The following is a 26,161-nucleotide window of genomic DNA, read 5'->3' as shown; positions in this document are numbered from 1 at the left end:
GCTGCGACTGCTGCTGCCCTATGCCGGGCCCTACGACTGGCAGGCGATGCTGGGCTTTCTGGCGCGGCGCGCCATCGCTGGCCTGGAGGTGGTGCAGGGCGAGGCCTACGCCCGGAGTTTCGAACTCGACGGACAGTCCGGCACCTTGAGCGTACGCCCGGGGCCAGGGGAGCAACTGGATGTGCGTTTCCAGTCGGCCGGCCAGGACTTGTCGCCGCAGCTGATCGGGCAGGTGGTGATGCGTGTGCGCCGCCAGTTCGACCTGGACGCCGACTTGCAGCGAATCGCTCGTGAATTGGCTATGGACGAGTTGCTGCAGCCGTTACTGCGCAGCCGTCCCGGATTGAGGGTCCCGGGAGCCTGGGATGGTTTCGAACTGGCGATCCGCGCCGTGCTGGGCCAGCAGATTACCGTGCAGGGCGCTATCGACCTGGCAGGGCGGCTGGTGGCGTTGCACGGCCGCCCCTTGGCCTGTGGCGATCCCCTGTGGCCAGGGCTGAGCCATGTGTTTGCCACGCCCACGGCCCTGGCCTCGGCAGACCTGGCCGCGCTGGGGATGCCCCGCAGTCGTGCTCGGACCCTGTCCGGGGTGGCCCAGGCGCTGCTGGACGACCCGTTGCTGCTGGAGCCCAAGGGCAGCCTGCAGCAAGGTGTCCAGGGGCTGTTGCAACTGTCTGGAATCGGTGACTGGACGGCGCACTACATCGCCCTGCGGCACATGCGCGAGATGGATGCCTTTCCGGCGGCAGACGTCGGGTTGCTCAATGCCATGGCGACATTGCAGGGCCAGCGGCCGAATGCGCGCCAGCTGTTGGCCCGCGCCGAAGCCTGGCGGCCGTGGCGCGGCTATGCCGCGCAGCACCTGTGGGCGGCTGGCGGCTGAGTCACGAGGCCGCTACCACCACCTGGCCCGATGAGCGCCCAAGGGGCCTGCCGGGCAGTCCCACTGTAGCGGCGTGCCGCTGATGTTCAGGGGCACCTGAAGGCGATGAGCCGGTCCCCAGGCCGTCTGCTCCTGCACCAGCCCTTGATCCTCCGGCCCCTCGGGCCGCAGTCCGGTGCTGGCCTGTCCCTGGCTGGAATGATCGATCAGCAACCTGGCCGTGCGGGCCAGGGACAAACGGGCTTGCCCGCCCTGCTGCCAGGACGGGTCCAGGGCGCGCAGGGCGCTGGCTGCCATCAGGTAGCCGGTGGCGTGATCCAGGGCCTGCACCGGTAACGGTGTGGGTTGTTCCGCTGCTTTCCAGGCCATGCCGGCCTCGGCGATGCCGCAGCTCATCTGCACCAGGCTGTCGAACCCCCGGCGGTTACGCCAGGGTCCGCTCCAACCGTAGGCGTTGAGGCTCACCTCGATCAGCCCAGGGGACAGGCGCTGGCGCTGTTCAGTGTCATAGCCCAGGCCGTCCAGGGCGTCGCCGCGGTAGCCGTGCAGCAGCAGGTCGGCCTGGGCCAGCAGGCTTTCGAAGAGGGCGCGGTCTTCAAGAACGTGCAGGTCCAGGCGGGCGCAGCGCTTGCCCAGGGTCATTTCCGGCTCCACTGCCGGCTCGTTCCACCAGGGCGGATCGATGCGCAGCACGTCGGCGCCGAGCCCGGCCAGCAGGCGGCTGGCCACGGGACCGGCCAGGACCCGGGTCAGGTCCAGCACCTTGAGCCCGGCCAGCGGTCGCTCGCTGGACCGGCTCCAGGACTTTTTCCGAGGTTCGTGGCCGGGCAACCAATGCACCAGGGGCTCGCTGTTGACCGCCTGGCCCTGGGGGTGGACCTGCCACTGCTGCCAACTACGCATCTGCGCCGCGCAGCCACCGTGCTCGACGATGGCCTGTTCCAGCTCGTGGGCTTTCCAGCTTGCCACCCTGGCCGCCATGGCCGAACGCTCGCTGGCGGGGCCCAGGACCTGTTCGGCTACGGCCCGATGGTGAGGGGCATTGGTGTGCAGGCGAATCCAGCCGTCGCAGGTGGCGTAGTCGCCGGCAATCGGGTCCCAGAGTGCGGGCGGGCTCCAGCCCTGGGGGCGCAGCGAGCTGGCGAACCAGAACGAGGCCAGGCGCCGGTCGACACTGACCGTAGGGCGCCGGCCGGTGTGGTGGTACAAGAGTTCGGCGAGTGCCTGCCCGGCGGCACCGATGCTGGCGCTGGCCAGGTCGCTGACGGCAAAGGCCGAGGGCAGGGCGCCTTCGCCCTGTTCGTGGAGCTCGGACGGTGGCAGGTGCAGGGCGGCTTGAATGGATGTCAGTAGCGGGTGCATGGACGGCTCCTCTCGACAAGAGGAGGGCATTGCACCCTGAAATCCCATGGCCTGTCGAGGCGCAGGCGCGGGTCTTGTGACGCGGGTTGCCGCGTCACAAGGGCCGGACTCAGACGCGGAACTGGTCCATCAGTTTCATCTGCTGGGTCGCCAGGGCATTGAGCTGGCTGCTGACCTGGGCCGATTCGCTGGCCTGTTCGGTAAGGGTCTCGGTGACGCTACGGATTGCCGAGACATTGCGGTTGACCTCTTCGGCCACGGCGCTCTGTTCTTCGGCGGCGCTGGCGATCTGCAGGTTCATGTCGCTGATCACCGTCACCGCGTCGCTGATCTTGCCCAGGGCCAGGACCGCTTGCTGGATCTGCCCGGCATTGCTCTGCGCCTGATCCTGGCTGGCATGCATGGTGGTCACCACCTCGCGGGTGCCGCTCTGGATGCGTTCGATCACCACACGGATCTCTTCCACCGAGTCCTGGGTGCGCTTGGCCAGGTTGCGCACTTCATCGGCGACCACCGCGAAACCACGACCGCTTTCACCGGCCCGGGCGGCTTCGATGGCGGCATTGAGGGCCAGCAGGTTGGTCTGTTCGGCGATGCTGCGGATCACCTCCAGTACCGAACCGATCTGCTCGCTGCTCACCGCCAGGGCTTCGACTTCGCCCACGGCCTTGCTCACCTCGTCGGCCAGCAGGCTGATGTCGCGGGTGCTGCGCTCGATGATGGTCATGCCTTCCTTGGCCGACTGGTCGGCGCCGCGGGCGGCCTGGGCGGCATTGGCCGCGCTGCTGGCGACTTCGTGGGCCGTGGCGCTCATTTCGTTGGAGGCGGTGGCCACCTGGTCGATCTCGCGGAACTGCACCTGCATGCCTTCGCTGGTCTGGCGGGCGATCTCCGAGGACTGGTCGGCGGTGCCGCGGGCCTCGGTGATGCTCTGCTTGATCTGGGCGATGGTCGGTTGCAGCTTGTCGAGGAAGCGGTTGAACCAGCCCACCAGCTCGCCCAGTTCGTCCTTCTTGCTGTAGTCCAGGCGCTGGGTCAGGTCGCCGTCGCCGCTGGCGATGGCCTTGAGCATCTGAGCCACGCCGTTGATCGGCCGGGTCACGCCCGAGGCGCTGAGCCAGATCAGGGCCAGGCCCAGCAGCCCGGCACCGATGGCCACCAGCACGGTCTTGACCATGCCGCTGGTCTGGGCTTCATCCAACAGGGCTTGCAGTTTTACCGAGTCGGCCAGCAGCACCTGTTGTGGCAGGTCGATGGTCACGCCCCAGGGCTTGGCATCGGCAATGGGGCTGAAAGGGTAGACCGCGCGAATCAGCTCGCCCTGTTGCAGGGTCTTGGCCTGGTTGCCGGTGACTGTCGCGAGAATGTCCTTGCCCTGGGCTGCGAAGGCGTCGTTGACGTTCTTGCCGACCTGGCTGGCGTCGGCGCCGACGGCCGCCAGCAAGCCACTGCCGGCGACGATCATCATGTGCCCGGCGCCATCGAACAGGAAGCGCTGGGCCTCACCGGCGGCGGCTTGCAGGGAGTCCAGGGCGATATCGATGCCCATGACCCCGATCACCTTGCCATCCACCAGCAGGGGCTGGGAGATGGTGGTCATCAGCACCTGTTTCTTGTCCTCGCCAATGGTGTCGGCATAAGGATCGAGCAGGCAGGTGCGGCGGTTGTCGCGAGGGCAGGTGTACCAGATGTTGTAGGGAGTACCGCTGAGGTTGAGGGTGGTCTTGGTGAGGTCCTCCTCGGCCATCACGGTGTTGAGCCCCTGGCCACCGGAACGACTCCAGTAGGTGGCGAAGCGCCCGCGCTCGTTGGACGAGCGAGCCGTATCGTTGGCGAACTCACTGTCCTTGCCATCCAGGGCGTTGGGTTCATAGGCCAGCCAGATGCCCAGTACCTTGGGGTTGCGTTCGAAGGCGGTCTTGAGGCTGTGGTTGAGTTCCTCGCGCAGTACCGAGGCCTCCAGGCCACGCTTGCTGGCCATCTGGCGCAAGTCGCGGACCTGATCGGTCAGGGCGTTGAGCGCCACCTGGCTTTCACCGAAGGTTTTCTGGACCCGAACGGCCTGGTCGGTCGCCTTGGCTTGCAGCAGGTCCTCGACTCCAGCGGTCAGCATCCGCGTACTGGAGGTATTGACCAACTGGTTGTTCTGCCGGCTCTGGTACAGGTTCATGCTGACGATCAAGGCCACCACGCCTAGCAGGCACAGGCCGGACAGCAGCACGATCTTCAGGCGAATGGAGAGAGAGTCGAACATGGGGCGATCTCGCGAAAGGACGAATGGATAGCACGGAGTCGGATGATTCCGCTCGCCAAGTCCATTTCAGCGCTATGCCCGCAACATCGGCTCGGACGGCCTTTGCGTGAGGTGTTGCCGACGAACGGTCATCTCCTTGACATATATGGCCCCATTGCCGAGGGCATAGCTGCCACGGAGCTGGATTCAGGAGGCCTGTGGCAGGCTCTCGGGACGCGACCAGATCCACAGGTTGCCCAGGGTCATGCCGGCGATGGCGGCATACAGGGTCCAGTGATGGTTGAGCAGGGTCAGCATCAGCCCGGCGCACAGCAGCATGCTGACGGTGGCGCTGACCTTGGCCTTGCGGCTGACGATCCGGCCGTTGCGCCAGTTGCTCAGGATCGGCCCGAACAGGCGGTGGTTCTCCATCCAGGCGCTGAGCCTTGGCGAGCTCTTGGTGGCGGCCCAGGCGGCCAGGAGGATGAATTCGGTGGTCGGCAGGCCCGGCACTACGATGGCGATCAGGCCGATGGCCAGGCTGACATAGGCCAGCGCGCCGAACAGCAGGCGGGAGATTTTCGAGGGCGAGGGGCGAGTGGGGGTCATGGCGTCGATGATGAGGTAACGCGTCGTACGGCTCAATCCGCAAGGCGGGCAGGCCGACAGAATACCGTGGCGGGCAGGGACACTCCATGGCGCCCTGCCTGCAACTATCGGATCAGGCCGGCTGTGCCGCGCTGGAGTAAGCCTGTTCCAGCAGTACGGTGAAGCGGTTGAAGGCATCCAGGGCGCCCTTTTCCGCTGCCGCTTCTTCTTCGGCGCTGAACTGCAGGCCGTCGAGGATGCGGGTGAAGGTTTTCCAGCCCTCGGCACGCCCGCCGGCCGGTTCGCCCAGGTGACGGGCACCGAAGGTCTCGCTCAGGCCCAGGCCCACGGCGCGCTTGATCAGGAACGCTGCGCCAAGCTTGGAACCCTCGGACACGAAGATCCAGCCCAGGGCCTCGGCCTTGCTCGGGTTGCGCACGGCGCCGGCTACCGGGGCCGGTACTTCGGTGTCCAGGTCGGCGAGGTCGGCCTTGGCCGCTTCGGCGCGGCAACGCTCGGCCAGGTCCGGGACGATCGCGATCAGCTCGGGATCGTTGTACAGCTCCACCAGCTCCGACTGGAACAGGTACTGGGCTACCACGAAGCGGGCGAAGGCACCCTGGGTTTCAAAAGGTGCGTGGGCCTTGACCAGGGCATCGAGCTTGGAATGCGGCTCGTGGGTGATCTGGTTCAGGCGCTGGGAACGCAGGTGGTGAGGTTGGGCGCAAGCCTGGGCGGTCATACCGATGTCCTTGAGAATGAGAGGCACTTAGTGACTAGACGAACAAGAAGACGCGACACAGTAAAAAATCCTCACTGCCCTGGATGAAAAAGAGCAGTGAGGGGGCAGGGTCAGATATCCCAGACCAGGTTCACCGAGAAGTTACGACCGGGCATGGTCAGGCGGTCGAGGTTGGCGGGGGCGGTCACTCCGGCTTCGCCGACACCGTCGTAGCCACGTACGTCGTCCCAGTTCCAGTATTTCTTGTCGGTCAGGTTGTACAGGCCGGCATTGACGGTCAGGTCGTTGGTGACCTTATAGAAACCGGTGAGGTCTAGGATGCCGAAGCCGGGGGTCTTGAACTGGCTGCTGGTGCCATCCGGAGCCTTGAAGGTGGTGCTGTCGACTCGGTCCTTGCGCTTGACCAGGGTCCAGCTCAGCAGCGTGCCATAGTCGTCCTGTTCATAGCCCAGGCCGAACACGCCCTTGAGTGGATTGACGCTGTTGATCGGCTCGCCGTTGTCATTGTTGCGCCCATGGGCGTAGGCCACCGAGCCAATACTGTACAGGCCCTGGGGCGCGCCGAAGGCATCCAGGTTCAAGCGGCCCTTGGCTTCGGCACCCTTGATAGTGGCGCGCTTGATGTTGTTGCTCTGGATGACGGCAGCCTGGCTGCCAGGGTTGATCGCGTCTTCGTTGATGAAGTCGCGGTATTGGTTGTAGAACACCGAGACGTCGAAGGAACCGGCGTCGAACTTGCCCCGCAGGCCGGTCTCGATGCCTTTGCTGGTCTCAGGCTTGAGGTTGGAGTTGGGTTCGACGATATAGCCTGCACTGAGATTCTCGAAGCGCCCGTAGAGCGCCTTGGCCGACGGGGTGCGGAAGCCTTCGGCGTATTGGCCGTAGGCGGTGTAGTGCTCGTCCAAAGCATAGGTCAGGCCGAATTTTGGCGAGACCCGGTGCCAGGTCTTTTCATTGACGTTGATCCGGGTAGTGCCTCTCGGATTGACCGCTGTGATGAATTCATCGCTCAGGTGCGGCTTGAGCTGGATGTAGTCGTAGCGCAGGCCCGGGGTGAAGGTCCAGGCGTTCCAGCTGATCTGGTCCTGGGCGAACAGGGCGTAGCTGTTGATGGTCGGGTCCGGGAAGTCGCTGGACTTCTTCACGCTGTCGCCGGCGGTCGGGCTGGGAGCGCCGATGGCGGTGCAGCCCGCGCCGACCTTCAGGCAGGTGGCGGTGCCGACCCGTGAGCCGGTGACTTTCTGCCGCTTGAGGGTGGTGCCGTAGGTCAGTTGGTGGTCGGTTTCACCCAGGGCGAAGGCCTTCTCCAACTGGGCGTCGAACACCCATTGCTTTTCCTCGTAGAGGGTCTTGCGTTCGCGCAGCACGTCACGGGCCACCGGGGTGTATATCGAGACCGGGTTATAACGCTCGCTGGTGGTCTGGTCGGTCTTGGCGATCTGGTAGTTCAGGCTCCACTTGATCCGGTCCGCCACGGGGGATTCCAGCGCGAAGCTGTTTTCCAGGCCGAAGCGTTCACGGGTGATGGTGTCGTTGCCAGTTCGCGAGCGGTACCAGTTCTGCCCGACGCCATTGAGGAACAGCCCGCCCACCGCGCTTTTCTGGTTGGTGTCGCGGTCGTCCTTGTATTTTTCGTAGGTCAGGCCCAGGCGGGCGTCGTCCGCATAGTTCCAGCCCAGCTTGGCCAATACGTTGGTGGTGCGTACATCCTCCGGGTTAGCGGCGGTGCGACCCAGGCCCGTGCCGTTGTTGCTGCCGTAGGATTCGGTTTCGTGGCCATCGCGTCGACTCAGGTGCAGCAAGCCGTCGAACTCGCCGATGCGGCCGGCGAAGGTACCGGACTTCAACCAGCTTTCGTCGGCCGAGCTGTAGCCGGTCTTCAAGCGGGCACCGAAGTCCTGGCCGGGCTTGATGATGTCGTCCGGGTCCAGGGTGTAGTAGCTGACGGCGCCGCCGATGGCGTTGCTGCCATACAGCACCGAGGCTGGACCCCGGAGGATCTCTACGCGCTTGACGATTTCCGGGTCGACGTAGTTGCGGTTGGTCTTGGCATAAGGGCCGCTGAAAAACTGATTCGGAACCTCGACGCCGTCCACCTGGGTCAGGATCCGGTTGCTGTCGATGCCACGGATGTTGTAGCCGCTGATGCCGGCGCGTTGGCCGGCGCCACCTACCGACACGCCGGGTTCGTAGCGCACCAGGTCCTTGATATTGGTGACGTTCTGCCGGTCGAGTTCTTCCCGGGTGTGCACGCTCACGGTGCTGGGCACCGAATTGATGTCCTGTTCCTGGCGGGTGGCGCTGATGGTCACTTGCTGCAGGTTCACCGTATTCGGATTGCTGCGCTTCTCCAGGACGATGTTGTTGTTGCCCAGCTTGCGATAGCTCAGGTTAGTGCCGGCCAGCAGCCGATCCAGGGCCTTCTCCGGTGGCAGTGAGCCACGGACGCCCGGGGAATTGACGCCTGTGCCCAACTCGGCGGGCAGGCCAACCTGCCAGCCCGTCACTGTGCTGAAGGCATTGAGCGCCGATACCAGGGGCTGCTGGGCAATGGCGAAGTTGTAGTTGCCCATGCGCTGGCTGGAACTGCCCGAGGTTTGCGCGGCCACAACGGGCGCAGCATGGGTGCCGGCCAGCAGGATCGCTGCGGTGAGCAGCGACAAGGTGCAATGTTGCAGGCGGGAGTTGGGAACAGGGGATCGGTAGTTGGGACGAGAAGACATCGAAAGCGCTCCGGGTCGCACGAATCTTTTATAGGTGCAGATTCACACGCAAAAATGCGAATCAATTGCATTGGCTATAACGAGACGTACGACCTGGGGTTATCGCGTAAAAATAATTGTTCTCAATTGAGAATGACTAGCGCCGGTAGCTCCGACAGCCGCGCCGAGGTGATGTGGGCCAGGGAGCGGACCACATCCAGGGGCTGGTCGAGGCGATAGTTACCAGTGACGGCGACATTCGCCAGTTTGTCGTTGTTGTTGACGATCCAGCCGGGATAGTAGCGACGCAGCTCCGCCAGGACCTGGCTCAAGGGGCAATTCTCGAACACCAGGCGACCTTCGACCCAGGCCAGGTCCTTGCTGGCATCGAGTTTGGCCGGCCGGTCGAAGCCCTCGGGGCCGACGCGTACGCTTTCGCCAGCGCTCAGTCGCAGGCGCTGGTCGGCATGGGTCGCCCGCAGGTCGAGATCCCCGCGTTGTACCTGGACCTGGGCGATACCATCCAGGTAACGCACGGCGAAAGCGGTATCGCGCACGCTGGCACGCACCGGGCCGGCGTCCAGCTCCAGGGGCAGTCCGCGATTGCCCGGGATCTCGAAGAACGCCTCGCCCTGGTACAACCGCGCGGTGCGCCGGTGCTCGTCGATATCGCTGGAGAACGCCGAATTGGTATTGAGCAGTACTTGGGAGCCATCCTCGAGTTGCAGGCGCTGGCGCTCGCCCACCAGGGTCAGGTGGTCGGCTTGCAGGCGCAGGGGCAGGTTGCTGAAGCTGAACAGTCCCAGCACCAGCACAGCCGCGCTGGCCAGGGGTTTCCAGTGGGGCTTGAGACGGGACAGGAACGAGACTTTCGCAGGAGCGGCCAGGGCCAGGGCGCACTGGGCCACCTGCGGGCCGTTCCAGATGGCTTGGGCCTTGGCGAAGGCCTGGGGGTTGAGCGGCGACGCGCTGAGCCATTGCTGGAACTGACGCACTTGTTCCGGGCTTGGCTGTTCCAGCTCGATCAGCCAGTCCAGGGCCTGATCCATGGCCAGGGCGCTTGGGGTCGAGCCGGAGGGAGTGGGCGGCTCGGCACGGTGAGAATCCGTCACGGGTGTTCCTCGGCTGTGTCTGTGCACAGCTGTTTTTTCAATAGAGAGCGAAAGCCGGCCAAGGGTAGCAAAGGCCAAGGGGCTGACGCAGTCATTCTGCCTGGCAGTTGCTGTTCACTCGCCGTCCAGGCGCTCGGCGACACCCATGCAGATGGCCATGATCAGCTTCAGTTCCTTTTGTACCGTACTCAGGGATACCCCCAGTTCGTCGGCGATTTCCTGATAGCTGTGACCGTGCAGGCGGCTGAGGATGAAGATTCGCTGCTGGCGGGCACTGAGTTGACCCAGGCTGAGATTCAGGCGTTCCAGCAACTGTTCGGCGTGGGCGGCGTCCTCGGCGCTGCTGACTGGCGCGGCAACGCTTTCCAGCACCTGGGCCGGTACGTCCTCGAGCAGGGTCCGGTCCTGGATACGCCGGGCGCGCAGGTGGTCGAGCGCCAGGTTGCGAGCTGTCTGGAACACGAACGGTTCCAGGTGCGTGATGGTGCGCTCGGCAAGCGCCCGGGTCACGCGCAGGTAAGTTTCCTGCAGCAGGTCTTCGGCGGTGCTGTGGTTGTTGACCATCCGCTCCAGCGTGCGTAGCAGGGACGTTCGTTGAGTGAGGAAGACGTGGTTGAAGTGCGATTGACTCACAGCAAGGCCTGATCCATTTTTTAGCAGATGATAATGATTGTCATCTACGTCCGTGGTCAAGCCTTGTTTGGATTGTCTGGCCTGGCAGTGAGTCGTGCTGTGGCGGGAACCCGGGGCGATTCCCGCAGGTCAGCCATTCATTCGGCGTTGCACAGGGCCAGGCAGTTATCCAGCATGCGGTTGGAGAACCCCCACTCGTTGTCGTACCAGGCCAGGACCTTGAGCAGGCGGCCGCCACTGACCTTGGTGTGGTTGGCGTCGAAGATCGACGACAGCGGGTTGTGGTTGAAGTCGCTGGAGACCAGCGGCAGGGTGTTGTAGCCGAGGATCTTCGAATGCTGGCTGGCGCTCTTGAGCAGGGCGTTGACTTCCTCGGCGCTGGTGTCGCGCTTGAGGGTCACGGTCAGGTCCACCAGGGAGACGTTGATCACTGGTACCCGTACCGCCATGCCGGTCAGCTTGCCGGCCAGCTCCGGCAGCACCAGGCCCACGGCTTCGGCTGCGCCGGTCTTGCTCGGGATCATGTTCTGGGTGCCGGAGCGGGCGCGGTAGGGGTCGGTGTGATAGACGTCGGTGAGGTTCTGGTCGTTGGTGTAGGCGTGGATGGTGGTCATCAGGCCGTTTTCGATCCCCAGCTCGCGGTGCAGCACCTGGGCCACCGGGGCCAGGCAGTTGGTGGTGCAGGAGGCGTTGGAGATGATCTGGTGCGATTGGCGCAGGATGTCGTGGTTGACCCCGTAGACCACGGTGGCATCGGCGCCCTTGGCCGGAGCCGAGATGATCACTTTGCGCGCGCCAGCCGTAAGATGGGCGGCGGCCTTGGCGCGGTCGGTGAACAGCCCGGTGCATTCGAACACCACGTCGATCTTCTCTGCGGCCCAGGGCAGCTCGGCCGGATTGCGGATGGCACTGACCGCGATGCGGTCGCCGTTGACGGTCAGGCTTTCCTGATCATGCTGGATATCGGCGTCGAACAGGCCGTGGACAGTATCGTGCTTGAGCAGGTGGGCATTGATAGCGCTGTCTCCGAGATCGTTGATGGCGACGACCTGCAGGTCCTGGCGATAGCCTTGGGTATAGAGTGCGCGCAGGACGTTGCGGCCGATGCGGCCAAAACCATTGATTGCGATTCGAAGAGTCATGGGTAAGCGCCTGTCGTAGGATTTGTTGTTGGAATTACAAGATTATTCGCATAGAAATAGAAAACAAGCCTTTTTAGTGGCAGTATTTTGTTTTATCTACAACGAGTGACCTGAATCAACTGGTCCGAATGGTCAGGAATTTCCTCCACTGTCCCCCAGTGGCGGGGCTTTGGACCAGCATAGACAAACAGGTCGCCACATCCGTTAGCCTGGAGTTCTACACATGCATCCCCGCGTTCTTGAGGTCACCGAACGGCTCATCGCCCGTAGTCGCGCCACTCGCCAGGCCTATCTCGCCCTGATTCGCGGTGCGGCCAGCGACGGCCCGCAGCGCGGCAAGCTGCAATGCGCGAACTTCGCCCATGGGGTGGCCGGTTGTGGCGCCGAAGACAAGCACAGTCTGCGGATGATGAACGCGGCCAACGTGGCGATTGTTTCGTCATATAACGACATGTTGTCGGCGCACCAGCCCTACGAGCATTTCCCCGAGTTGATCAAGAAGGCCCTGCGCGAGGTCGGTTCGGTGGGCCAGTTCGCCGGCGGCACCCCGGCCATGTGCGATGGCGTGACCCAGGGCGAGGCGGGGATGGAGCTGAGCCTGCCGAGCCGCGAGGTCATTGCGTTGTCCACGGCGGTAGCGCTGTCGCACAACATGTTCGATGCCGCCCTGATGCTCGGTATCTGCGACAAGATCGTCCCGGGCCTGATGATGGGAGCCCTGCGCTTCGGCCACCTGCCAATGATTTTCGTCCCGGGCGGCCCCATGGTCTCGGGGATCTCCAACAAACAGAAAGCCGACGTGCGCCAGCGCTATGCCGAAGGCAAGGCCAGTCGCGAAGAGCTGCTGGAATCGGAGATGAAGTCCTACCACAGCCCGGGCACCTGCACCTTCTATGGCACCGCCAACACCAACCAGTTGCTGATGGAGGTCATGGGCCTGCACTTGCCCGGCGCGTCCTTCGTCAACCCCAACACGCCGTTGCGCGACGCCCTGACCCATGAGGCGGCGCAACAGGTCACCCGCCTGACCCGCCAGAGCGGCCACTTCACGCCCATTGGTGAAATCGTCGACGAGCGTTGCCTGGTCAACTCCATCGTCGCCCTGCACGCCACCGGCGGCTCCACCAACCACACCCTGCACATGCCGGCCATCGCCCAGGCTGCGGGCATCCAGCTGACCTGGCAGGACATGGCCGACCTCTCCGAGGTGGTGCCGACCCTGTCCCACGTCTATCCCAACGGCAAGGCCGACATCAACCATTTCCAGGCCGCCGGCGGCATGTCGTTCCTCATCCGCGAACTGCTGGAGGCCGGGCTGCTCCACGAAGACGTCAACACCGTGGCCGGCCCGGGCCTGAGCCGCTATACCCAGGAGCCGTTCCTCGACAACGGCAAGCTGGTATGGCGCGACGGCCCGATCGAAAGCCTCGACGAAAGCATCTTGCGCCCGGTGGCCCGGGCCTTCTCGCCGGAAGGCGGGCTGCGGGTCATGGAAGGCAACCTGGGGCGCGGGGTGATGAAGGTCTCCGCCGTGGCTCCCGAGCACCAGGTCGTCGAGGCTCCGGCCATGGTGTTCCAGGACCAGCAGGACCTGGCCGATGCCTTCAAGGCCGGCCAACTGGAGAAAGACTTCGTGGCGGTGATGCGCTTCCAGGGGCCGCGTTCCAACGGCATGCCCGAGCTGCACAAGATGACCCCTTTCCTGGGTGTGCTGCAGGACCGTGGCTTCAAGGTGGCCCTGGTCACCGACGGGCGTATGTCTGGCGCCTCGGGCAAGATCCCGGCGGCCATTCATGTCAGCCCCGAAGCCCATGTCGGCGGGGCGCTGGCCCGGGTGCGGGATGGCGACATCATTCGCGTGGATGGCGTCAAGGGCACCCTGGAGCTTAAGGTGGACGCCGAACAGTTCGCCGCCCGCGAGCCGGCCAAGGGCCTGCTGGGCAACAACGTCGGCACCGGCCGCGAACTCTTCGCCTTCATGCGCATGGCCTTCAGCTCGGCAGAGCAGGGCGCCAGCGCCTTCACTTCTGCCCTGGAGACACTGAATTGAAACTGGCCCTGGTCGGCGACATCGGCGGCACCAACGCTCGGTTCGCGTTGTGGAAAGACCAACAGCTGGACGCGATCCAGGTCCATGCGACGGCGGACTACAGCTGTCCGGAAGATGCCATCAAGGCCTACCTGAAGGAGCAGGGCCTGGCCCTGGGCGCGGTGGGCTCGGTGTGCCTCTCGGTGGCCGGGCCGGTCAGTGGCGACGAGTTCCGCTTCACCAACAATCACTGGCACCTCAACCGCCAGGCGTTCTGCCAGGCGCTGCAGGTCGAACGCCTGCTGCTGGTCAACGATTTCTCGGCCATGGCCCTGGGCATGACTCGCCTGCAGCCGGATGAGTTCCGTGTGGTTTGCGAGGGCGTTGCCGAGCCGTTGCGTCCGGCGGTGGTGATCGGCCCGGGCACCGGCCTGGGGGTGGGTACCCTGCTGAACTTCGGTGATGGCCGCTACATGGCCCTGCCGGGTGAGGGCGGGCATGTCGACCTGCCCTTGAGCAGTCCCCGGGAAACCCAGCTCTGGCAACACATTCATAACGAGATCGGCCATGTCAGCGCCGAAACCGCCCTCAGCGGTGGCGGCCTGCCCCGGGTCTACCGGGCCATCTGCGCAGTGGACGGCCACGAGCCGCGGCTGGATACCCCCGAGGCGATCACCGCTGCGGGGTTGGCCGGCGACCCCATCGCCCGCGAGGTGCTGGAGCAGTTCAGTTGCTGGCTGGGCCGGGTGGCGGGCAACAATGTGCTGACCACCGGTGGCCGGGGCGGGGTGTACATCGTCGGCGGGGTGATCCCGCGTTTTGCCGACTTTTTCATCCAGAGCGGCTTCGCCAAGAGCTTTGCCGACAAGGGCTGCATGAGCGACTACTTCAAGGGCATCCCGGTGTGGCTGGTGACCGCGCCCTATTCCGGACTGACCGGCGCCGGGGTGGCCCTGGAACAGGCATAATCGCCCCCCATTCATGACAACAACAAAGGACGGCATGGGTGAGTTCAGTCAGTAGGTCGATCTTGTTGGTCGACGACGATCAGGAAATCCGCGAGCTGCTGGAGACCTACCTCAGTCGCTGTGGCTTCCAGGTGCGCAGCACCGCCGATGGCGCGGGCTTTCGCCAGGCCCTGAGCGAGGCCCCCTGTGATCTGGTGATCCTCGACGTGATGCTGCCCGATGAGGACGGCTTCAGCCTGTGTCGCTGGATTCGCCAGCACCCCAAGCGCGGCCAGGTGCCGATCATCATGCTCACCGCCAGCTCCGATGAAGCCGACCGGGTCATCGGCCTGGAGCTGGGGGCCGATGACTACCTGGGCAAGCCGTTCAGCCCTCGTGAGTTGCAGGCACGGATCAAGGCCTTGTTGCGCCGCGCGCAATTCGCCCAGGAACGGGCTGGCGGCGAGGTGCTGTGCTTCGACGAGTGGCGCCTGGACGTGATCAGCCACCGCCTGTTCCACAATGACGGCGAGGAAGTGATCCTCTCCGGCGCCGACTTCGCCCTGCTCAAGCTGTTTCTCGATCACCCCCAGGAAATCCTCGACCGCGACACCATCGGCAATGCCACCCGTGGCCGCGACCTGATGCCCCTGGATCGCATCGTCGACATGGCGGTCAGCCGCTTGCGCCAGCGCCTGCGGGATACTGAAAAGCCACCGCGGCTGATTCGCACTGTGCGTGGCAGCGGCTACCAGTTGGCGGCCAATGTGGTTGCTGACTGTGCTCGCTGAAACCCTCAAGGGCTGCCTGCAACGGGTGCCTATGCCGCGTTCGCTGTTGGGCCGGATGCTGTTGCTGACCCTACTGGTGGTGCTGCTGGCCCAGGCCCTGTCCAGCGTGATCTGGGTCTCGCAGTTGCGCGCCACCCAGCTCGAGGGCCTGGTGACCAGCGCCCGCAGCCTGGCCCATTCGATGACCGCCAGCGTCAGTTACCTGCGTTCGCTGCCGGTGGCCTATCGGCCGCTGGTACTCGACCAGTTGCGCAGCATGGGCGGCACGCGTTTTGTCGTGACCCTCAACGACAAGCCGCTGGATATGCAGGTGTTGCCGGCCACGCCGCGCAAGGAGGCGGTACTGCAGGCGGTGGAGCAGGTGTTGCGCCAGTCCCTGGGCAACGATGCGGATATCTCCGTGACCTTCGTACGGCCCGACGATCTGCGGATCTTCAACGGTGGCTTGAAGCTCGACGAGCTGCCACGGTCCTGGGCCCACTACGCCCTGACCCTGGAGCCGGTGAATCCGCCGGTGCTGGTGACCCAGATCCAGATGGCCCCGGGCGAGTGGTTGTACATCGCTTCATTGCTGCCCGAGCCCTACACCAGCCTTGAAGAGCAGGGGCTGCCGGCGCAGCAGGTGTGGTTCATCCTGCTGACCAGCGGCTTCCTGTTGCTGTTCATCGGCCTCTTGGTGCACTGGCAGAGTCGGCCCCTCAAGCGCCTGGCCCGGGCCGCCCGCGAGTTGTCCCTGGGCGCCGATGTGCAGCCGGTGGCGCCGGGCGGCGGCAGCGAGGTGGTGGAAGTGGCGAGGGCCTTCAACAGCATGCGCGAGCGCATCAGCCGCTACCTGACCGAGCGCAGCCAGCTGTTCAGCGCCATCTCCCACGACTTGCGCACTCCCATCACCCGCCTGCGGTTGCGGGTGGAGCTGCTGGAGGACGAACAGCTGCAAGCCAAGTTCGGCCGCGACCTCGATGAGCTGGAGCTGCTGGTCAAGGGCGCCCTGCAATGCGTCAAGGACACCGACATCCACGAGAACATCGAGCCGGTGGACTTGAACCAGGTGCTCGATTGCCTGGTGGAACCCTACCTGGCGCCCGCCGGCAATGGCCGGGTGACCCAGCAGGGACGGGCCCTGGCCAGCTATCCGGGCAAGCCCCTGGCGCTCAAGCGCTGCATGGGCAATTTGATCGACAACGCCCTGAAGTATGGGCAGAACGCCCACCTGCATATCGAAGATGACGCCGGCGCTTTCATCCTGCACGTGGACGACGAGGGCCCCGGCGTGCCCCAGCAGCGGCTGGAGCAGGTCTTCGAGCCACACTTTCGCCTGGCCGGCCAGCAGCAGGGCTACGGCCTGGGCCTGGGCATCGCGCGCAACATCGCCCATAGCCATGGCGGGGAGGTCAGCCTGCAGAACCTGCGCGAGGGTGGCCTGCGGGTGACCTTGTACCTGCCGCGTTTCGCGGACTGAACAACCCTCCTGTAGCAGCGGGGCTTGCCTGGGAAGCATCGTGCCTGGCAGGGCGCGTTATCGTGCATCGCGAGCAAGCTGCGCTCCTACCGGCGCCCGTTGGTTTGTCACGACCTGGTGACATTTGCCGTGTCCTTCGTTACCTGGGGCGAACCTTGGCTTGATTAGACTCAAGCCTTCGACAAGAACAACAACAGGTCGTCCATGGAACCTCTTTCCCTGCCGTTCAGCAGTTGGCTGAACGCTCCCGCACACCACCGCTGGCTGGCCGCCGAGGGCCTGCGGCTGTTGGACTTCGCCAAGGCTTCACGACTTGCCGAGGGCTTCGGCAACCTGGATGCCCGGGGCTGCCTGCCTGCTGGCGCCCGGGCCGAAACCATGAATACCGCGCGCATGACCCACAGCTTCGCCATGGCCCATATCCAGGGGCTGCCTGGCTTTGCCGAGCTGGTGGACCACGGCGTCGCGGCGCTCTTAGGTCCACTGCGCGATGCCGAGCATGGCGGCTGGTTCGCGGTGGCCGGGCAGGCCGACGGCAATGGCGGCAAGGCTGCCTACTTGCATGCCTTCGTCGCCCTGGCCGCCAGTTCCGCGGTGGTGGCCCGGCGCCCGGGGGCCGAGGCCTTGCTGGAGCAGGCGGTCGGCGTGATCGAGGAGCATTTCTGGAGCGAGCAGGAGGGCGCAATGATCGAGTCCTTCAGCCGCGACTGGAGCGAGCAGGAGGCCTATCGCGGGGCCAACAGCAACATGCACGCCACCGAGGCTTTTCTCGCCCTGGCCGATGTCACCCAGGACCCGCGCTGGCTCAGCCGCGCCCTGCGCATCGCCGAGCGCTTGATCCACGGCCATGCCGCGGCCAACGACTTCATGGTGGTCGAACACTTCGACCTGGATTGGCAGCCCTTGCGCGATTACAACCGGGAGTGTCCCGCCGATGGTTTTCGCCCCTTCGGCACCACGCCGGGCCATGGATTCGAGTGGGCGCGGCTGTTGCTGCACCTGGAAGCCGCGCGGGGCCAGGCTGGAATGCTGACCCCTGGCTGGCTGGTGCTGGATGCCCAGCGCCTGTTCGACAGCAACTGCCGTCACGGCTGGAACGTGGATGGCGCCCCGGGGATCGTCTACACCCTGGATTGGGACAACCGCCCGGTGGTGCGCCAGCGCCTGCACTGGACCCACGCCGAAGCCAGCGCCGCCGCCAGTGCCCTGCTCAGACGCACCGCAGAGGAGCGCTACGAGACCTGGTACCGGGTTTTCTGGGAGTTCTGCCAGGCGCATTTCATCGATCATGAGTTCGGCAGCTGGCACCACGAACTGGGCCTGGACAACCGCCCTGCGGCAGAAATCTGGGGCGGCAAGCCGGACCTTTATCACGCCTGGCAGGCCGTGCTGATTCCGCGCCTGCCCCTGGCGCCGAGCATGGCCTCGGCCCTGGCCCAAGTGTCTGCCCCGGGACCTGTGTAACCATGCAGTGACATTTCTCCATCGCTTCGTTACCCGGGCGCTGGACTAGGCTGTTTAGACTCGTTTGCAGCGCAAGCACCAGACTTGCATGCATAACAACAAGAAAGGTACTTCAGATGAATGCGATTTCTCGCCTCGCCACAGTCATTTCCCTTGCCTCCCTGTTTCCCCTGAGTGCCCTGGCCGCCGACTCCAAAGGCTCCGTGGAAGTGGTCCATTGGTGGACGTCCGGTGGTGAAAAGGCTGCGGTCGATGTGCTCAAGGCCCAGGTGGAGAAAGACGGTTTCACCTGGAAGGACGGCGCCGTGGCCGGCGGTGGTGGTTCCACCGCGATGACCGTGCTCAAGAGCCGCGCCGTGGCCGGCAACCCGCCGGGCGTGGCGCAGATCAAGGGCCCGGACATCCAGGAGTGGGGCAGCACCGGCCTGCTCAGCACCGATACCCTGAAGGACGTGGCCAAGAGCGAGAATTGGGACGGCCTGCTTTCGCCCAAGGTGGCCAATACCGTCAAGTACGAAGGGGACTACGTGGCCGTGCCGGTGAACATCCACCGGGTCAACTGGCTGTGGATCAACCCCGAGGTGTTCAAGAAGGCCGGGATCGCCAAGGCGCCCACCACCCTCGAAGAATTCTATGCCGCCGGTGACAAGCTCAAGGCGGCCGGCTTCATCGCCCTGGCCCACGGTGGCCAGCCCTGGCAGGACAGCACCGTATTCGAAGACATGGTGCTCTCGGTGATGGGCGCCGAAGGCTACAAGAAGGCCCTGGTGGACCTGGACCAGAAGACTCTGGCGGGCCCGGAGATGACCAAGACCTTCGCCGAGTTGAAGAAGCTCTCCGGCTACATGGATCCCAACCGTGCCGGACGTGACTGGAACATCGCCGCCGCCGACGTGATCAACGGCAAGGCCGGGATGCAGATGATGGGCGACTGGGCCAAGAGCGAATGGACCGCGGCCAAGAAAGTCGCCGGCAAGGATTACCAATGCGTGCCGTTCCCGGGCACCGACAAGGCCTTCACCTACAACATCGACTCCCTGGCGGTATTCAAGCTCAAGGCCGACCGCAAGGGCGATATCGCCGCCCAGCAGGACCTGGCCAAGGTTGCCCTGGGCAAGGATTTCCAGAAGGTCTTCAGCATCAACAAAGGCTCGATCCCGGTGCGTACCGACATGCTCAACGACATGGGCGCCGAAGGTTTCGACTCCTGCGCCCAGGCCGCCGCCAAGGACTTCCTGGCGGACGAGAAGACCGGCGGGCTGCAGCCGAGCATGGCGCACAACATGGCCACGTCCCTGGCGGTGCAGGGCGCGATCTTCGATGTGGTGACCAACTTCATGAACGACAAGGATGCGGACCCGGCCAAGGCCAGTGCGCAACTGGCGTCGGCGGTCAAGGCCGCGCAGTGAGGCCTGGGCCGCAGGCGTGCCTGCGGCCATTCCCGAAACGCTCTCCCTGGCAGGAGCGAGGCTTGCCCGCGAAGGCGGTGCATCGGTGGGCATCGACTTGAGTGTCGGTGCCCATTCGCGGGCGAGCCTCGCTCCTGCGGATACTCACTCCTTCACACTGGATTATCTCGATGAGCTCTGTGGCGGTTTTCAGCAAAGCCTCGCCGTTGGATGCCTTGCAGCGCTGGTTGCCCAAGTTGGTGCTGGCGCCGAGCATGGTGATCGTGCTGGTGGGCTTTTATGGCTACATCATCTGGACCTTCATTCTGTCCTTCACCAATTCCAGCTTCATGCCGAGCTACAAGTGGGTCGGCTTGCAGCAATACCTGCGGTTGATGGACAACGACCGCTGGTGGGTGGCGAGCAAGAACCTGGCCGTGTTCGGCGGCTTGTTCATCGGTGTCAGCCTGGTGCTGGGGGTGTTCCTGGCGGTGCTGCTGGACCAGCGCATCCGCCGCGAAGGCTTCATCCGCACCGTCTACCTGTACCCCATGGCGCTGTCGATGATCGTCACCGGCACCGCCTGGAAATGGCTGCTCAATCCCGGCCTGGGCTTGGACAAGATGCTGCGCGACTGGGGCTGGGAAGGCTTTCGCCTGGACTGGCTGGTGGACCAGGATCGCGTGGTCTACTGCCTGGTGATCGCCGCCGTATGGCAGGCCTCGGGTTTCGTCATGGCGATGTTCCTGGCCGGCCTGCGGGGTGTCGACCAGTCGATCATCCGTGCGGCCCAGGTGGACGGCGCCAGCCTGCCGACCATCTACCTGAAGATCGTCCTGCCGAGCCTGCGCCCGGTGTTCTTCAGTGCCTTCATGATCCTGGCCCACATCGCGATCAAGAGCTTCGACCTGGTGGCGGCGATGACCGCCGGCGGCCCTGGCTACTCTTCCGACCTGCCGGCGATGTTCATGTACTCCTTCACCTTCAGCCGTGGCCAGATGGGCATCGGTTCGGCCAGCGCCATGCTGATGCTGGGCGCGGTGCTGACCATCCTGGTGCCGTACCTGTATTCCGAACTGCGAGGCAAGCGCCATGACTGATTCGCTCGCCAGGCCGCGCCTGAATTTCAGCCGGATCGCCATCTACGCCACGCTGCTGCTGGCGGCGGCGGTGTACCTGGTGCCGCTGGTGGTGATGCTGCTCACCAGCTTCAAGACCCCCGAGGACATCCGTACCGGCAACCTTTTGAGCTGGCCCCAGGTGGTCGATGGCATCGGCTGGATCAAGGCTTGGGACACCGTGGGTGGCTATTTCTGGAACTCGGTGAAGATCACCGTGCCGGCGGTGCTGATCTCTACCCTGATCGGCGCGCTGAACGGCTATGTGCTGTCGATGTGGCGCTTTCGCGGTTCGCAGCTGTTCTTCGGCCTGTTGCTGTTCGGCTGCTTCCTGCCGTTCCAGACCGTGCTGCTGCCGGCCTCGTTCACCCTTGGCCGGTTCGGCCTGGCCAACACCACCACCGGCCTGGTGCTGGTGCATGTGGTCTATGGCCTGGCCTTCACCACGCTGTTCTTTCGTAACTATTACGTCAGCGTGCCGGATGCCCTGGTCAAGGCCGCGCGCCTGGATGGGGCGGGGTTCTTCACCATCTTCGGCAAGATCCTGCTGCCAATGTCGGTGCCGATCATCATGGTCTGCCTGATCTGGCAGTTCACCCAGATCTGGAACGACTTCCTGTTCGGCGTGGTGTTCGCCAGTGGCGACGCGCAACCGATCACCGTGGCCCTGAACAACCTGGTCAACACCAGTACCGGGGTCAAGGAATACAACGTTGACATGGCGGCGGCGATGATCGCGGGGCTGCCGACACTGCTGGTGTACATCTTCGCCGGCAAGTATTTCCTGCGCGGGCTGACGTCCGGCGCGGTCAAGGGGTAAGGCATGGCAACTCTCGAATTACGCAACGTCAACAAGACCTACGGTGCCGGCCTGCCGGACACCTTGAAGAACATCGAGCTGAAGATCGACGACGGCGAGTTCCTGATCCTCGTCGGCCCCTCGGGGTGCGGCAAGTCGACCCTGATGAACTGCATCGCTGGCCTGGAGACCATCAGCGGCGGGGCGATCCTGGTGGATGACGCCGACATCAGCGGCATGAGCCCCAAGGACCGGGACATCGCCATGGTGTTCCAGTCCTACGCGCTGTACCCGACCATGAGCGTGCGCGACAACATTGCCTTCGGCCTGAAGATCCGCAAGATGCCTGCCGCCGAGATCGATACCGAGGTGGCGCGGGTGGCCAAGCTGCTGCAGATCGAGCACCTGCTGGCGCGCAAGCCGGGCCAGCTCTCCGGTGGTCAGCAGCAGCGGGTGGCCATGGGCCGGGCCCTGGCGCGGCGGCCGAAGATCTATCTGTTCGACGAGCCGCTGTCCAACCTCGATGCCAAGCTGCGGGTCGAGATGCGCACCGAAATGAAATTGATGCACCAGCGCCTGAAGACCACCACGGTGTATGTCACCCATGACCAGATCGAGGCCATGACTTTGGGGGACAAGGTGGCGGTGATGAAGGACGGGATCATCCAGCAATTCGGGACGCCGCAGCAGATCTATAACGAACCGGCCAACCTGTTCGTGGCAAGCTTCATCGGCTCGCCACCGATGAACTTCATTCCCCTGCGCCTGCAGCGCCAGGAGGGGCGGTTGCTGGCCTTGCTGGACAGTGGCCAGGCCCGTTGCGAGCTGCCGTTGGGGCCGCGTGACGCCGGGCTCGAGGAGCGCGAGGTGATCCTTGGCATCCGTCCGGAGCAGATCGCCCTGGCGCCCGCCGAGGCCAACGGCCTGCCGAGTATCCGTGCCGAGGTCCAGGTGGTGGAGCCTACCGGGCCCGACACCCTGGTATTCGTCACCCTCAACGGCACCAAGGTCTGCTGCCGGCTGGCCCCGGACCAGGCGCCCGCGGCCGGGCAGAACCTGACCTTGCAGTTCGACCCGGCCCGGGTCCTGCTGTTCGATGCCCAGAGCGGCGAGCGCCTGGGCGCGGCCAGCCCTGCCATGGCCCAGGGCCACGGCGGCAATGTGGCGCAATTCAAGGGGCGATGAATTCGTGGCGGATGGCCTGTCATCCGTCGCAGGGACTGTAAACCGCGTTGGATAAACCGTTAATAACAATAAAGACGAGGATGTAGGGATGAAAAAGCAACACGGCAATACCCGCCTGCTCTGCCAGCTTTCGGCGGTGGCGGCGCTGGTCCTGTCTGGCCAGGCCATGGCCGACGAAGCGTTCGGCGCCAATTCCAAGTGGATGACCGGTGACTGGGGCGGTACGCGCACCAAGCTGCTGGAGCAGGGGATCGACATCAAGGCCGACTACGTCGCGGAGATGGGCGCCAACCTCCATGGTGGCTACAACGACGACAAAACCGGGCGCTACAGTGACCAGTTCGGCCTGGGCGTGGCGTTCGACCTGCAAAAACTGCTGGGCTGGGACAACACCCAGGCCAAGATCCAGCTGACCAACCGTAATGGCCAGAACATCTCCAACGATCGCGTCGGCGATCCCCGGGCCGGCACTTTGAGTTCCTCCCAGGAGGTCTACGGCCGTGGGCACATGGTGCGCTTGACCCAACTGTGGATCCAGCACCAGTTCCTGGACGGCAAGCTGGACGTCAAGGCCGGTTACTTCGGCGAGGGCGAGGACTTCAACACCTTCCCCTGCGAGTTCCAGAACCTGGCCTTCTGCGGTTCCCAGGTGGGCAACTGGGCGACCAACATCTGGTACAACTGGCCGGTCAGCCAGGCGGCGCTGCGGATCAAGTACCACATCACTCCCGAGTTCTATGCGCAGATCGGCGCCTACAACCAGAACCCTTCGCAGACCGAGCACGGCAATGGCTTCAAGCTCAGCGGCAGCGGCACCAAGGGCACGGTACTGCCGGTAGAGCTGGTGTGGTCGCCCAAGGTCAATAACCTGCCGGGCGAGTACCGTGTGGGTTACTACAAGAGCACGGCCAAGGCCAATGACGTGCGTGAGGACGCCAACGGCCAGGACGCCGCTACCACCGGCAGCGCCTATCGAGTGCACAACAGCAAGCACGGCTACTGGTTCGTCGCCCAGCAGCAGCTCACCACCCATAACGGCGATGCCTCGCGCGGCCTGAATATCGCCGCTAACGCCACCTTCCATGACAAGGACACCAACATCATCGACAACTACCAGTCGCTGATGTTCGTCTACAAGGGGCCGTTCGACGCCCGGCCAAAGGATGACGTGGGCATCGGTTTCGCCCGGATTCATGTCAATGACGACGTGAAGAAGAACGCCCAGCTGGCCAACGCCGCCATCGGTGTGAGCGACTACGACAACCCGCTGTACTCGCCATTGCGCGAAACCGAGTACAACTACGAGATCAACTACGGGTTCCATGTGACCGACTGGCTGACCGTGCGGCCGAACCTGCAGTACATCACCCATCCGGGCGGTGTGGATCAGGTCGACAACGCCCTGGTGGCCGGCCTGAAAATTCAGTCGGTGTTCTGACGCTGTTGCGATAAGCTCCTTTCTCTGTGCGCATATTGCGGATGGCCTTGGCTATCCGCTTTTTTTTGGATGACTCCTTCGCCACAGCCGTTCGCCAGTATGGCTACCCCATGATTTTCAGGATCGCGGCATATGCATGAGCATCCCTTGCAACGCTTTTTCAAGACCCTGCGCGAGCGCCCGGTGTTTGCCTGGGAGCGCTACCAGATGCGTGATGTGCTGGTGATCGACCATCCGCTGTGCCAGGCGGTATTCAGCCGCCAGGGCGCGCAGCTCCTGCACTTCCAGCCAACCGGGCAGAAACCCTGGCTCTGGTGCGCGGCGAAGTGGCCGCAGGTGGGGGCGATCCGGGGTGGGGTGCCGGTGTGCTGGCCCTGGTATGGCCGTCATCCGAGCGAGAACGCCTGGCCGTCCCATGGCTGGGCGCGCTTGCTGGACTGGAAGCTGCTGGACAGCGACAGCGATGACGACGGTGTGCGCCTGCATTGGCAATTGCAGCTGTGCGACTGGAAGGTCGAGCTGCATGCGCACCTGGGCCAGGACATGGACCTGCGCTTGAGTACCGAGCACCAGGACAGCGAACCCTGCCAGTTGAGCCAGGCGCTGCACGCCTACTGGCGTATTGGCGATGTCGGTGAGGTAGCGCTGTCTGGGCTCGATGGCGCCGAGGGTTACGATCATTTGAATCGCCAGGCCTGTCGGCAACAGGGCGAGTTGCGGGTCGACGGTGGCTGCCAGCGGGTATTCCAGCACGAGGGCGAGTTGCAGATCGAGGACCGTGCCTGGCAGCGTGCGCTGCGCATCGATACCGGCGAGGACGCCGACACCGTGGTCTGGCATCCCGGTACCCGGCCACTGCTGGGGGTGAGTTGGAGCGAGGTGTCGCGTTTCGTCTGTGTCGAAGCGGCCGCCGGCGGCACCGACAGCCTGCGCCTGGCGCCGGGGGAGCGGGCCCACCTGAGCCTGCAGGCGCGGGCAGCGGGGTAGGGCAAAGGGCTCCCGCAACTCGCGGGAGCCTGTGGTCTCAGTCGAGCTCGTCGCCGGCCGGGTAGCGGCTGGCATTGAGGCTTTCCTTGATCTTGCGCAGGTGTGGCTGGAAGTCCACGCCACGGCGCAGGGTCATGCCGGTGGCCAGGACATCGAGCACCGTGAGCTGGATGATCCGCGAGGTCATGGGCATGTAGATGTCGGTGTCTTCCGGCAGTGGCAGGTGCACGCTCAGGCTGCACGCCTTGGCCAGCGGCGAGCCGGCGGCGGTGATGCCGAGTACCGAGGCGCCGTTTTCCCGGGCCTGGCGCGCGACCTCCACCAATTCGCGGGTGCGGCCGGTGTAGGAGATGATCACGAACAGGTCGCCGGTGTGCGCCACCGAGGCGAGCATGCGCTGCATCAGTACGTCGGGGTGGGCCGACACCGCCAGGTTGAAGCGGAAGAACTTGTGCTGGGCGTCCATGGCCACCGGAGCCGAGGCGCCGAGGCCGAAGAAGTGGATCTGCCGGGCCTGGATCATCATGTCCACGGCGCGGCTGACCTGCTGCGGGTCGATCTGCTGGCAGGCGCTGTCCAGCGAGGCGATGGCGCTGGCGAAGATCTTTTGCGTGTAGGCTTCGGGGTTGTCGTCGGCTTCCACGGCACGGCTGACATAGGCCGCGCCGCTGGCCAGGCTCTGGGCCAGTTGCAGCTTGAGTTCCGGGTAGCCGCTGACGCCGAACGAACGGCAGAAGCGGTTGACCGTCGGTTCGCTGACCGACGCGGCCTGGGCCAGGGCGGCGATGCTGAAGCGGGTGGCCTGCTGTGGGTTGAGCAGGATGACTTCGGCGACTTTGCGTTCCGCCTTGTTCAAATCTTCAAGGCGGTTCTGGATCTGCTCCAGTAGATTTCGCACTCGGTCCATTCAGGTTTCCTAGATCGGTTAGACAGGTGAAACGGCGGGGCCGGGAGGCGGTCAACCCAGGGTAGGCAATGGTGCTTGCTGCACTGCCTTCAAGGGGCCTGTGATTGCGCTATGTACCGGGCTCGCCGCGCCTGCAATGCGAAGGTGAGAGGTGGCCTATCCTACTGATGGCCTGGAGTGACCACCACCGCGAATCGATATTTTGTAAAAATGTTGTGTTTATTACTACATTTTTCCTTGAGTGATACCTTA

At 64.4% G+C, this 26,161-nt stretch carries 21 protein-coding genes; 12 read left to right on the top strand and 9 right to left on the bottom strand.

Going from position 1 to position 26,161, the window contains the following annotated elements:
* The first annotated feature begins 1 nt into the window (after position 1).
* Positions 2 to 883, top strand: a complete 882-nt coding sequence (locus I9018_RS24210) for an AlkA N-terminal domain-containing protein (RefSeq protein ID WP_241110193.1) — start codon at positions 2 to 4, stop codon at positions 881 to 883.
* Positions 884 to 895: 12 nt separating this feature from the next.
* Here I9018_RS24210 and I9018_RS24205 read toward each other — a convergent pair whose 3' ends face one another.
* From I9018_RS24205 to gap, 8 genes are all read right to left on the bottom strand, one after another.
* Complete coding sequence (locus tag I9018_RS24205; RefSeq protein WP_241107682.1) at positions 896 to 2,245, bottom strand: CoA transferase; 1,350 nt, start codon at positions 2,243 to 2,245, stop codon at positions 896 to 898.
* Positions 2,246 to 2,354: 109 nt separating this feature from the next.
* Complete coding sequence (locus tag I9018_RS24200; protein ID WP_068579189.1) at positions 2,355 to 4,499, bottom strand: methyl-accepting chemotaxis protein; 2,145 nt, start codon at positions 4,497 to 4,499, stop codon at positions 2,355 to 2,357.
* A 186-nt stretch (positions 4,500 to 4,685) separates the two neighbouring features.
* Complete coding sequence (locus I9018_RS24195) at positions 4,686 to 5,087, bottom strand: YbaN family protein (protein WP_068579191.1); 402 nt, start codon at positions 5,085 to 5,087, stop codon at positions 4,686 to 4,688.
* Between the two features lie 112 nt (positions 5,088 to 5,199).
* Complete coding sequence (locus tag I9018_RS24190) at positions 5,200 to 5,808, bottom strand: biliverdin-producing heme oxygenase (RefSeq protein WP_068579193.1); 609 nt, start codon at positions 5,806 to 5,808, stop codon at positions 5,200 to 5,202.
* A 110-nt stretch (positions 5,809 to 5,918) separates the two neighbouring features.
* Positions 5,919 to 8,531: a TonB-dependent receptor gene (locus tag I9018_RS24185; RefSeq protein WP_241107681.1), complete on the bottom strand. Its 2,613-nt coding sequence runs from the start codon at positions 8,529 to 8,531 to the stop codon at positions 5,919 to 5,921.
* Positions 8,532 to 8,653: 122 nt separating this feature from the next.
* Entirely contained in the window at positions 8,654 to 9,622 is a 969-nt protein-coding gene (locus tag I9018_RS24180; RefSeq protein ID WP_241107680.1) for a FecR domain-containing protein, read from the bottom strand.
* A 114-nt stretch (positions 9,623 to 9,736) separates the two neighbouring features.
* On the bottom strand, positions 9,737 to 10,255 hold the full coding sequence (locus tag I9018_RS24175; protein ID WP_241107679.1) for a sigma-70 family RNA polymerase sigma factor: 519 nt from the start codon (positions 10,253 to 10,255) through the stop codon (positions 9,737 to 9,739).
* 137 nt (positions 10,256 to 10,392) lie between these two features.
* Positions 10,393 to 11,397 carry a type I glyceraldehyde-3-phosphate dehydrogenase gene (gene gap / locus I9018_RS24170; protein ID WP_068579201.1) on the bottom strand — a complete coding sequence of 335 codons (1,005 nt, stop codon included), beginning with the start codon at positions 11,395 to 11,397 and terminating at the stop codon, positions 10,393 to 10,395.
* A gap of 223 nt (positions 11,398 to 11,620) precedes the next feature.
* Between gap and edd the strand changes: the two genes are divergently transcribed.
* The 11 genes from edd (at position 11,621) to I9018_RS24115 (ending at position 25,002) form a co-directional block, all read left to right on the top strand.
* Positions 11,621 to 13,447 carry a phosphogluconate dehydratase gene (gene edd / locus I9018_RS24165; RefSeq protein WP_241107678.1) on the top strand — a complete coding sequence of 609 codons (1,827 nt, stop codon included), beginning with the start codon at positions 11,621 to 11,623 and terminating at the stop codon, positions 13,445 to 13,447.
* Complete coding sequence (locus I9018_RS24160) at positions 13,444 to 14,394, top strand: glucokinase (protein ID WP_068579206.1); 951 nt, start codon at positions 13,444 to 13,446, stop codon at positions 14,392 to 14,394. Before edd ends, I9018_RS24160 begins: the two co-directional genes overlap by 4 nt.
* Before the next feature lie 38 nt (positions 14,395 to 14,432).
* Positions 14,433 to 15,164, top strand: a complete 732-nt coding sequence (locus I9018_RS24155; protein ID WP_068579207.1) for a response regulator transcription factor — start codon at positions 14,433 to 14,435, stop codon at positions 15,162 to 15,164.
* A 31-nt stretch (positions 15,165 to 15,195) separates the two neighbouring features.
* Entirely contained in the window at positions 15,196 to 16,623 is a 1,428-nt protein-coding gene (locus I9018_RS24150) for an ATP-binding protein (RefSeq protein WP_241110192.1), read from the top strand.
* 204 nt (positions 16,624 to 16,827) lie between these two features.
* Positions 16,828 to 18,087, top strand: coding sequence for an AGE family epimerase/isomerase (locus tag I9018_RS24145; protein ID WP_241107677.1), 1,260 nt, complete (start codon positions 16,828 to 16,830; stop codon positions 18,085 to 18,087).
* A gap of 116 nt (positions 18,088 to 18,203) precedes the next feature.
* Complete coding sequence (locus tag I9018_RS24140) at positions 18,204 to 19,496, top strand: ABC transporter substrate-binding protein (protein ID WP_068579213.1); 1,293 nt, start codon at positions 18,204 to 18,206, stop codon at positions 19,494 to 19,496.
* Between the two features lie 170 nt (positions 19,497 to 19,666).
* Positions 19,667 to 20,575, top strand: coding sequence for a sugar ABC transporter permease (locus tag I9018_RS24135; RefSeq protein ID WP_241107676.1), 909 nt, complete (start codon positions 19,667 to 19,669; stop codon positions 20,573 to 20,575).
* The gene (locus I9018_RS24130; protein ID WP_068579217.1) at positions 20,568 to 21,413 is read left to right on the top strand and encodes a carbohydrate ABC transporter permease; all 846 of its coding nucleotides are present in this window, start codon (positions 20,568 to 20,570) and stop codon (positions 21,411 to 21,413) included. Before I9018_RS24135 ends, I9018_RS24130 begins: the two co-directional genes overlap by 8 nt.
* 3 nt (positions 21,414 to 21,416) lie before the next feature.
* Complete coding sequence (locus I9018_RS24125; protein ID WP_124346971.1) at positions 21,417 to 22,577, top strand: ABC transporter ATP-binding protein; 1,161 nt, start codon at positions 21,417 to 21,419, stop codon at positions 22,575 to 22,577.
* Positions 22,578 to 22,665: 88 nt separating this feature from the next.
* Complete coding sequence (locus I9018_RS24120; protein ID WP_068579221.1) at positions 22,666 to 24,015, top strand: carbohydrate porin; 1,350 nt, start codon at positions 22,666 to 22,668, stop codon at positions 24,013 to 24,015.
* A 132-nt stretch (positions 24,016 to 24,147) separates the two neighbouring features.
* Positions 24,148 to 25,002: a D-hexose-6-phosphate mutarotase gene (locus I9018_RS24115; protein ID WP_068579223.1), complete on the top strand. Its 855-nt coding sequence runs from the start codon at positions 24,148 to 24,150 to the stop codon at positions 25,000 to 25,002.
* Between the two features lie 37 nt (positions 25,003 to 25,039).
* Here I9018_RS24115 and hexR read toward each other — a convergent pair whose 3' ends face one another.
* The gene (gene hexR, locus I9018_RS24110; RefSeq protein WP_176719805.1) at positions 25,040 to 25,900 is read right to left on the bottom strand and encodes a DNA-binding transcriptional regulator HexR; all 861 of its coding nucleotides are present in this window, start codon (positions 25,898 to 25,900) and stop codon (positions 25,040 to 25,042) included.
* Between the last annotated feature and the right edge of the window lie 261 nt (positions 25,901 to 26,161).

The organism is Pseudomonas sp. MPFS, from assembly GCF_022537035.1.
Taxonomy (GTDB): Bacteria; Pseudomonadota; Gammaproteobacteria; order Pseudomonadales; family Pseudomonadaceae; genus Aquipseudomonas; species Aquipseudomonas sessilinigenes.
The sequence above is the reverse complement of the archived record's forward strand: the minus strand, read 5'-3'. Positions and strand labels throughout refer to the sequence as shown.

Excerpts from the sequence above, each read along its gene's own strand:
- I9018_RS24115 (WP_068579223.1), top strand. The coding sequence starts at position 24,148 with ATGCATGAGCATCCCTTGCAACGCTTTTTCAAGACCCTGCGCGAGCGC.
- I9018_RS24130 (WP_068579217.1), top strand. The coding sequence starts at position 20,568 with ATGACTGATTCGCTCGCCAGGCCGCGCCTGAATTTCAGCCGGATCGCC.
- I9018_RS24200 (WP_068579189.1), bottom strand. The coding sequence starts at position 4,499 with ATGTTCGACTCTCTCTCCATTCGCCTGAAGATCGTGCTGCTGTCCGGC.
- I9018_RS24185 (WP_241107681.1), bottom strand. The coding sequence starts at position 8,531 with ATGTCTTCTCGTCCCAACTACCGATCCCCTGTTCCCAACTCCCGCCTG.
- edd (WP_241107678.1), top strand. The coding sequence starts at position 11,621 with ATGCATCCCCGCGTTCTTGAGGTCACCGAACGGCTCATCGCCCGTAGT.
- gap (WP_068579201.1), bottom strand. The coding sequence starts at position 11,397 with ATGACTCTTCGAATCGCAATCAATGGTTTTGGCCGCATCGGCCGCAAC.
- I9018_RS24195 (WP_068579191.1), bottom strand. The coding sequence starts at position 5,087 with ATGACCCCCACTCGCCCCTCGCCCTCGAAAATCTCCCGCCTGCTGTTC.
- I9018_RS24120 (WP_068579221.1), top strand. The coding sequence starts at position 22,666 with ATGAAAAAGCAACACGGCAATACCCGCCTGCTCTGCCAGCTTTCGGCG.
- I9018_RS24145 (WP_241107677.1), top strand. The coding sequence starts at position 16,828 with ATGGAACCTCTTTCCCTGCCGTTCAGCAGTTGGCTGAACGCTCCCGCA.
- I9018_RS24190 (WP_068579193.1), bottom strand. The coding sequence starts at position 5,808 with ATGACCGCCCAGGCTTGCGCCCAACCTCACCACCTGCGTTCCCAGCGC.
- I9018_RS24205 (WP_241107682.1), bottom strand. The coding sequence starts at position 2,245 with ATGCACCCGCTACTGACATCCATTCAAGCCGCCCTGCACCTGCCACCG.
- I9018_RS24125 (WP_124346971.1), top strand. The coding sequence starts at position 21,417 with ATGGCAACTCTCGAATTACGCAACGTCAACAAGACCTACGGTGCCGGC.
- I9018_RS24140 (WP_068579213.1), top strand. The coding sequence starts at position 18,204 with ATGAATGCGATTTCTCGCCTCGCCACAGTCATTTCCCTTGCCTCCCTG.
- I9018_RS24135 (WP_241107676.1), top strand. The coding sequence starts at position 19,667 with ATGAGCTCTGTGGCGGTTTTCAGCAAAGCCTCGCCGTTGGATGCCTTG.
- I9018_RS24150 (WP_241110192.1), top strand. The coding sequence starts at position 15,196 with ATGCCGCGTTCGCTGTTGGGCCGGATGCTGTTGCTGACCCTACTGGTG.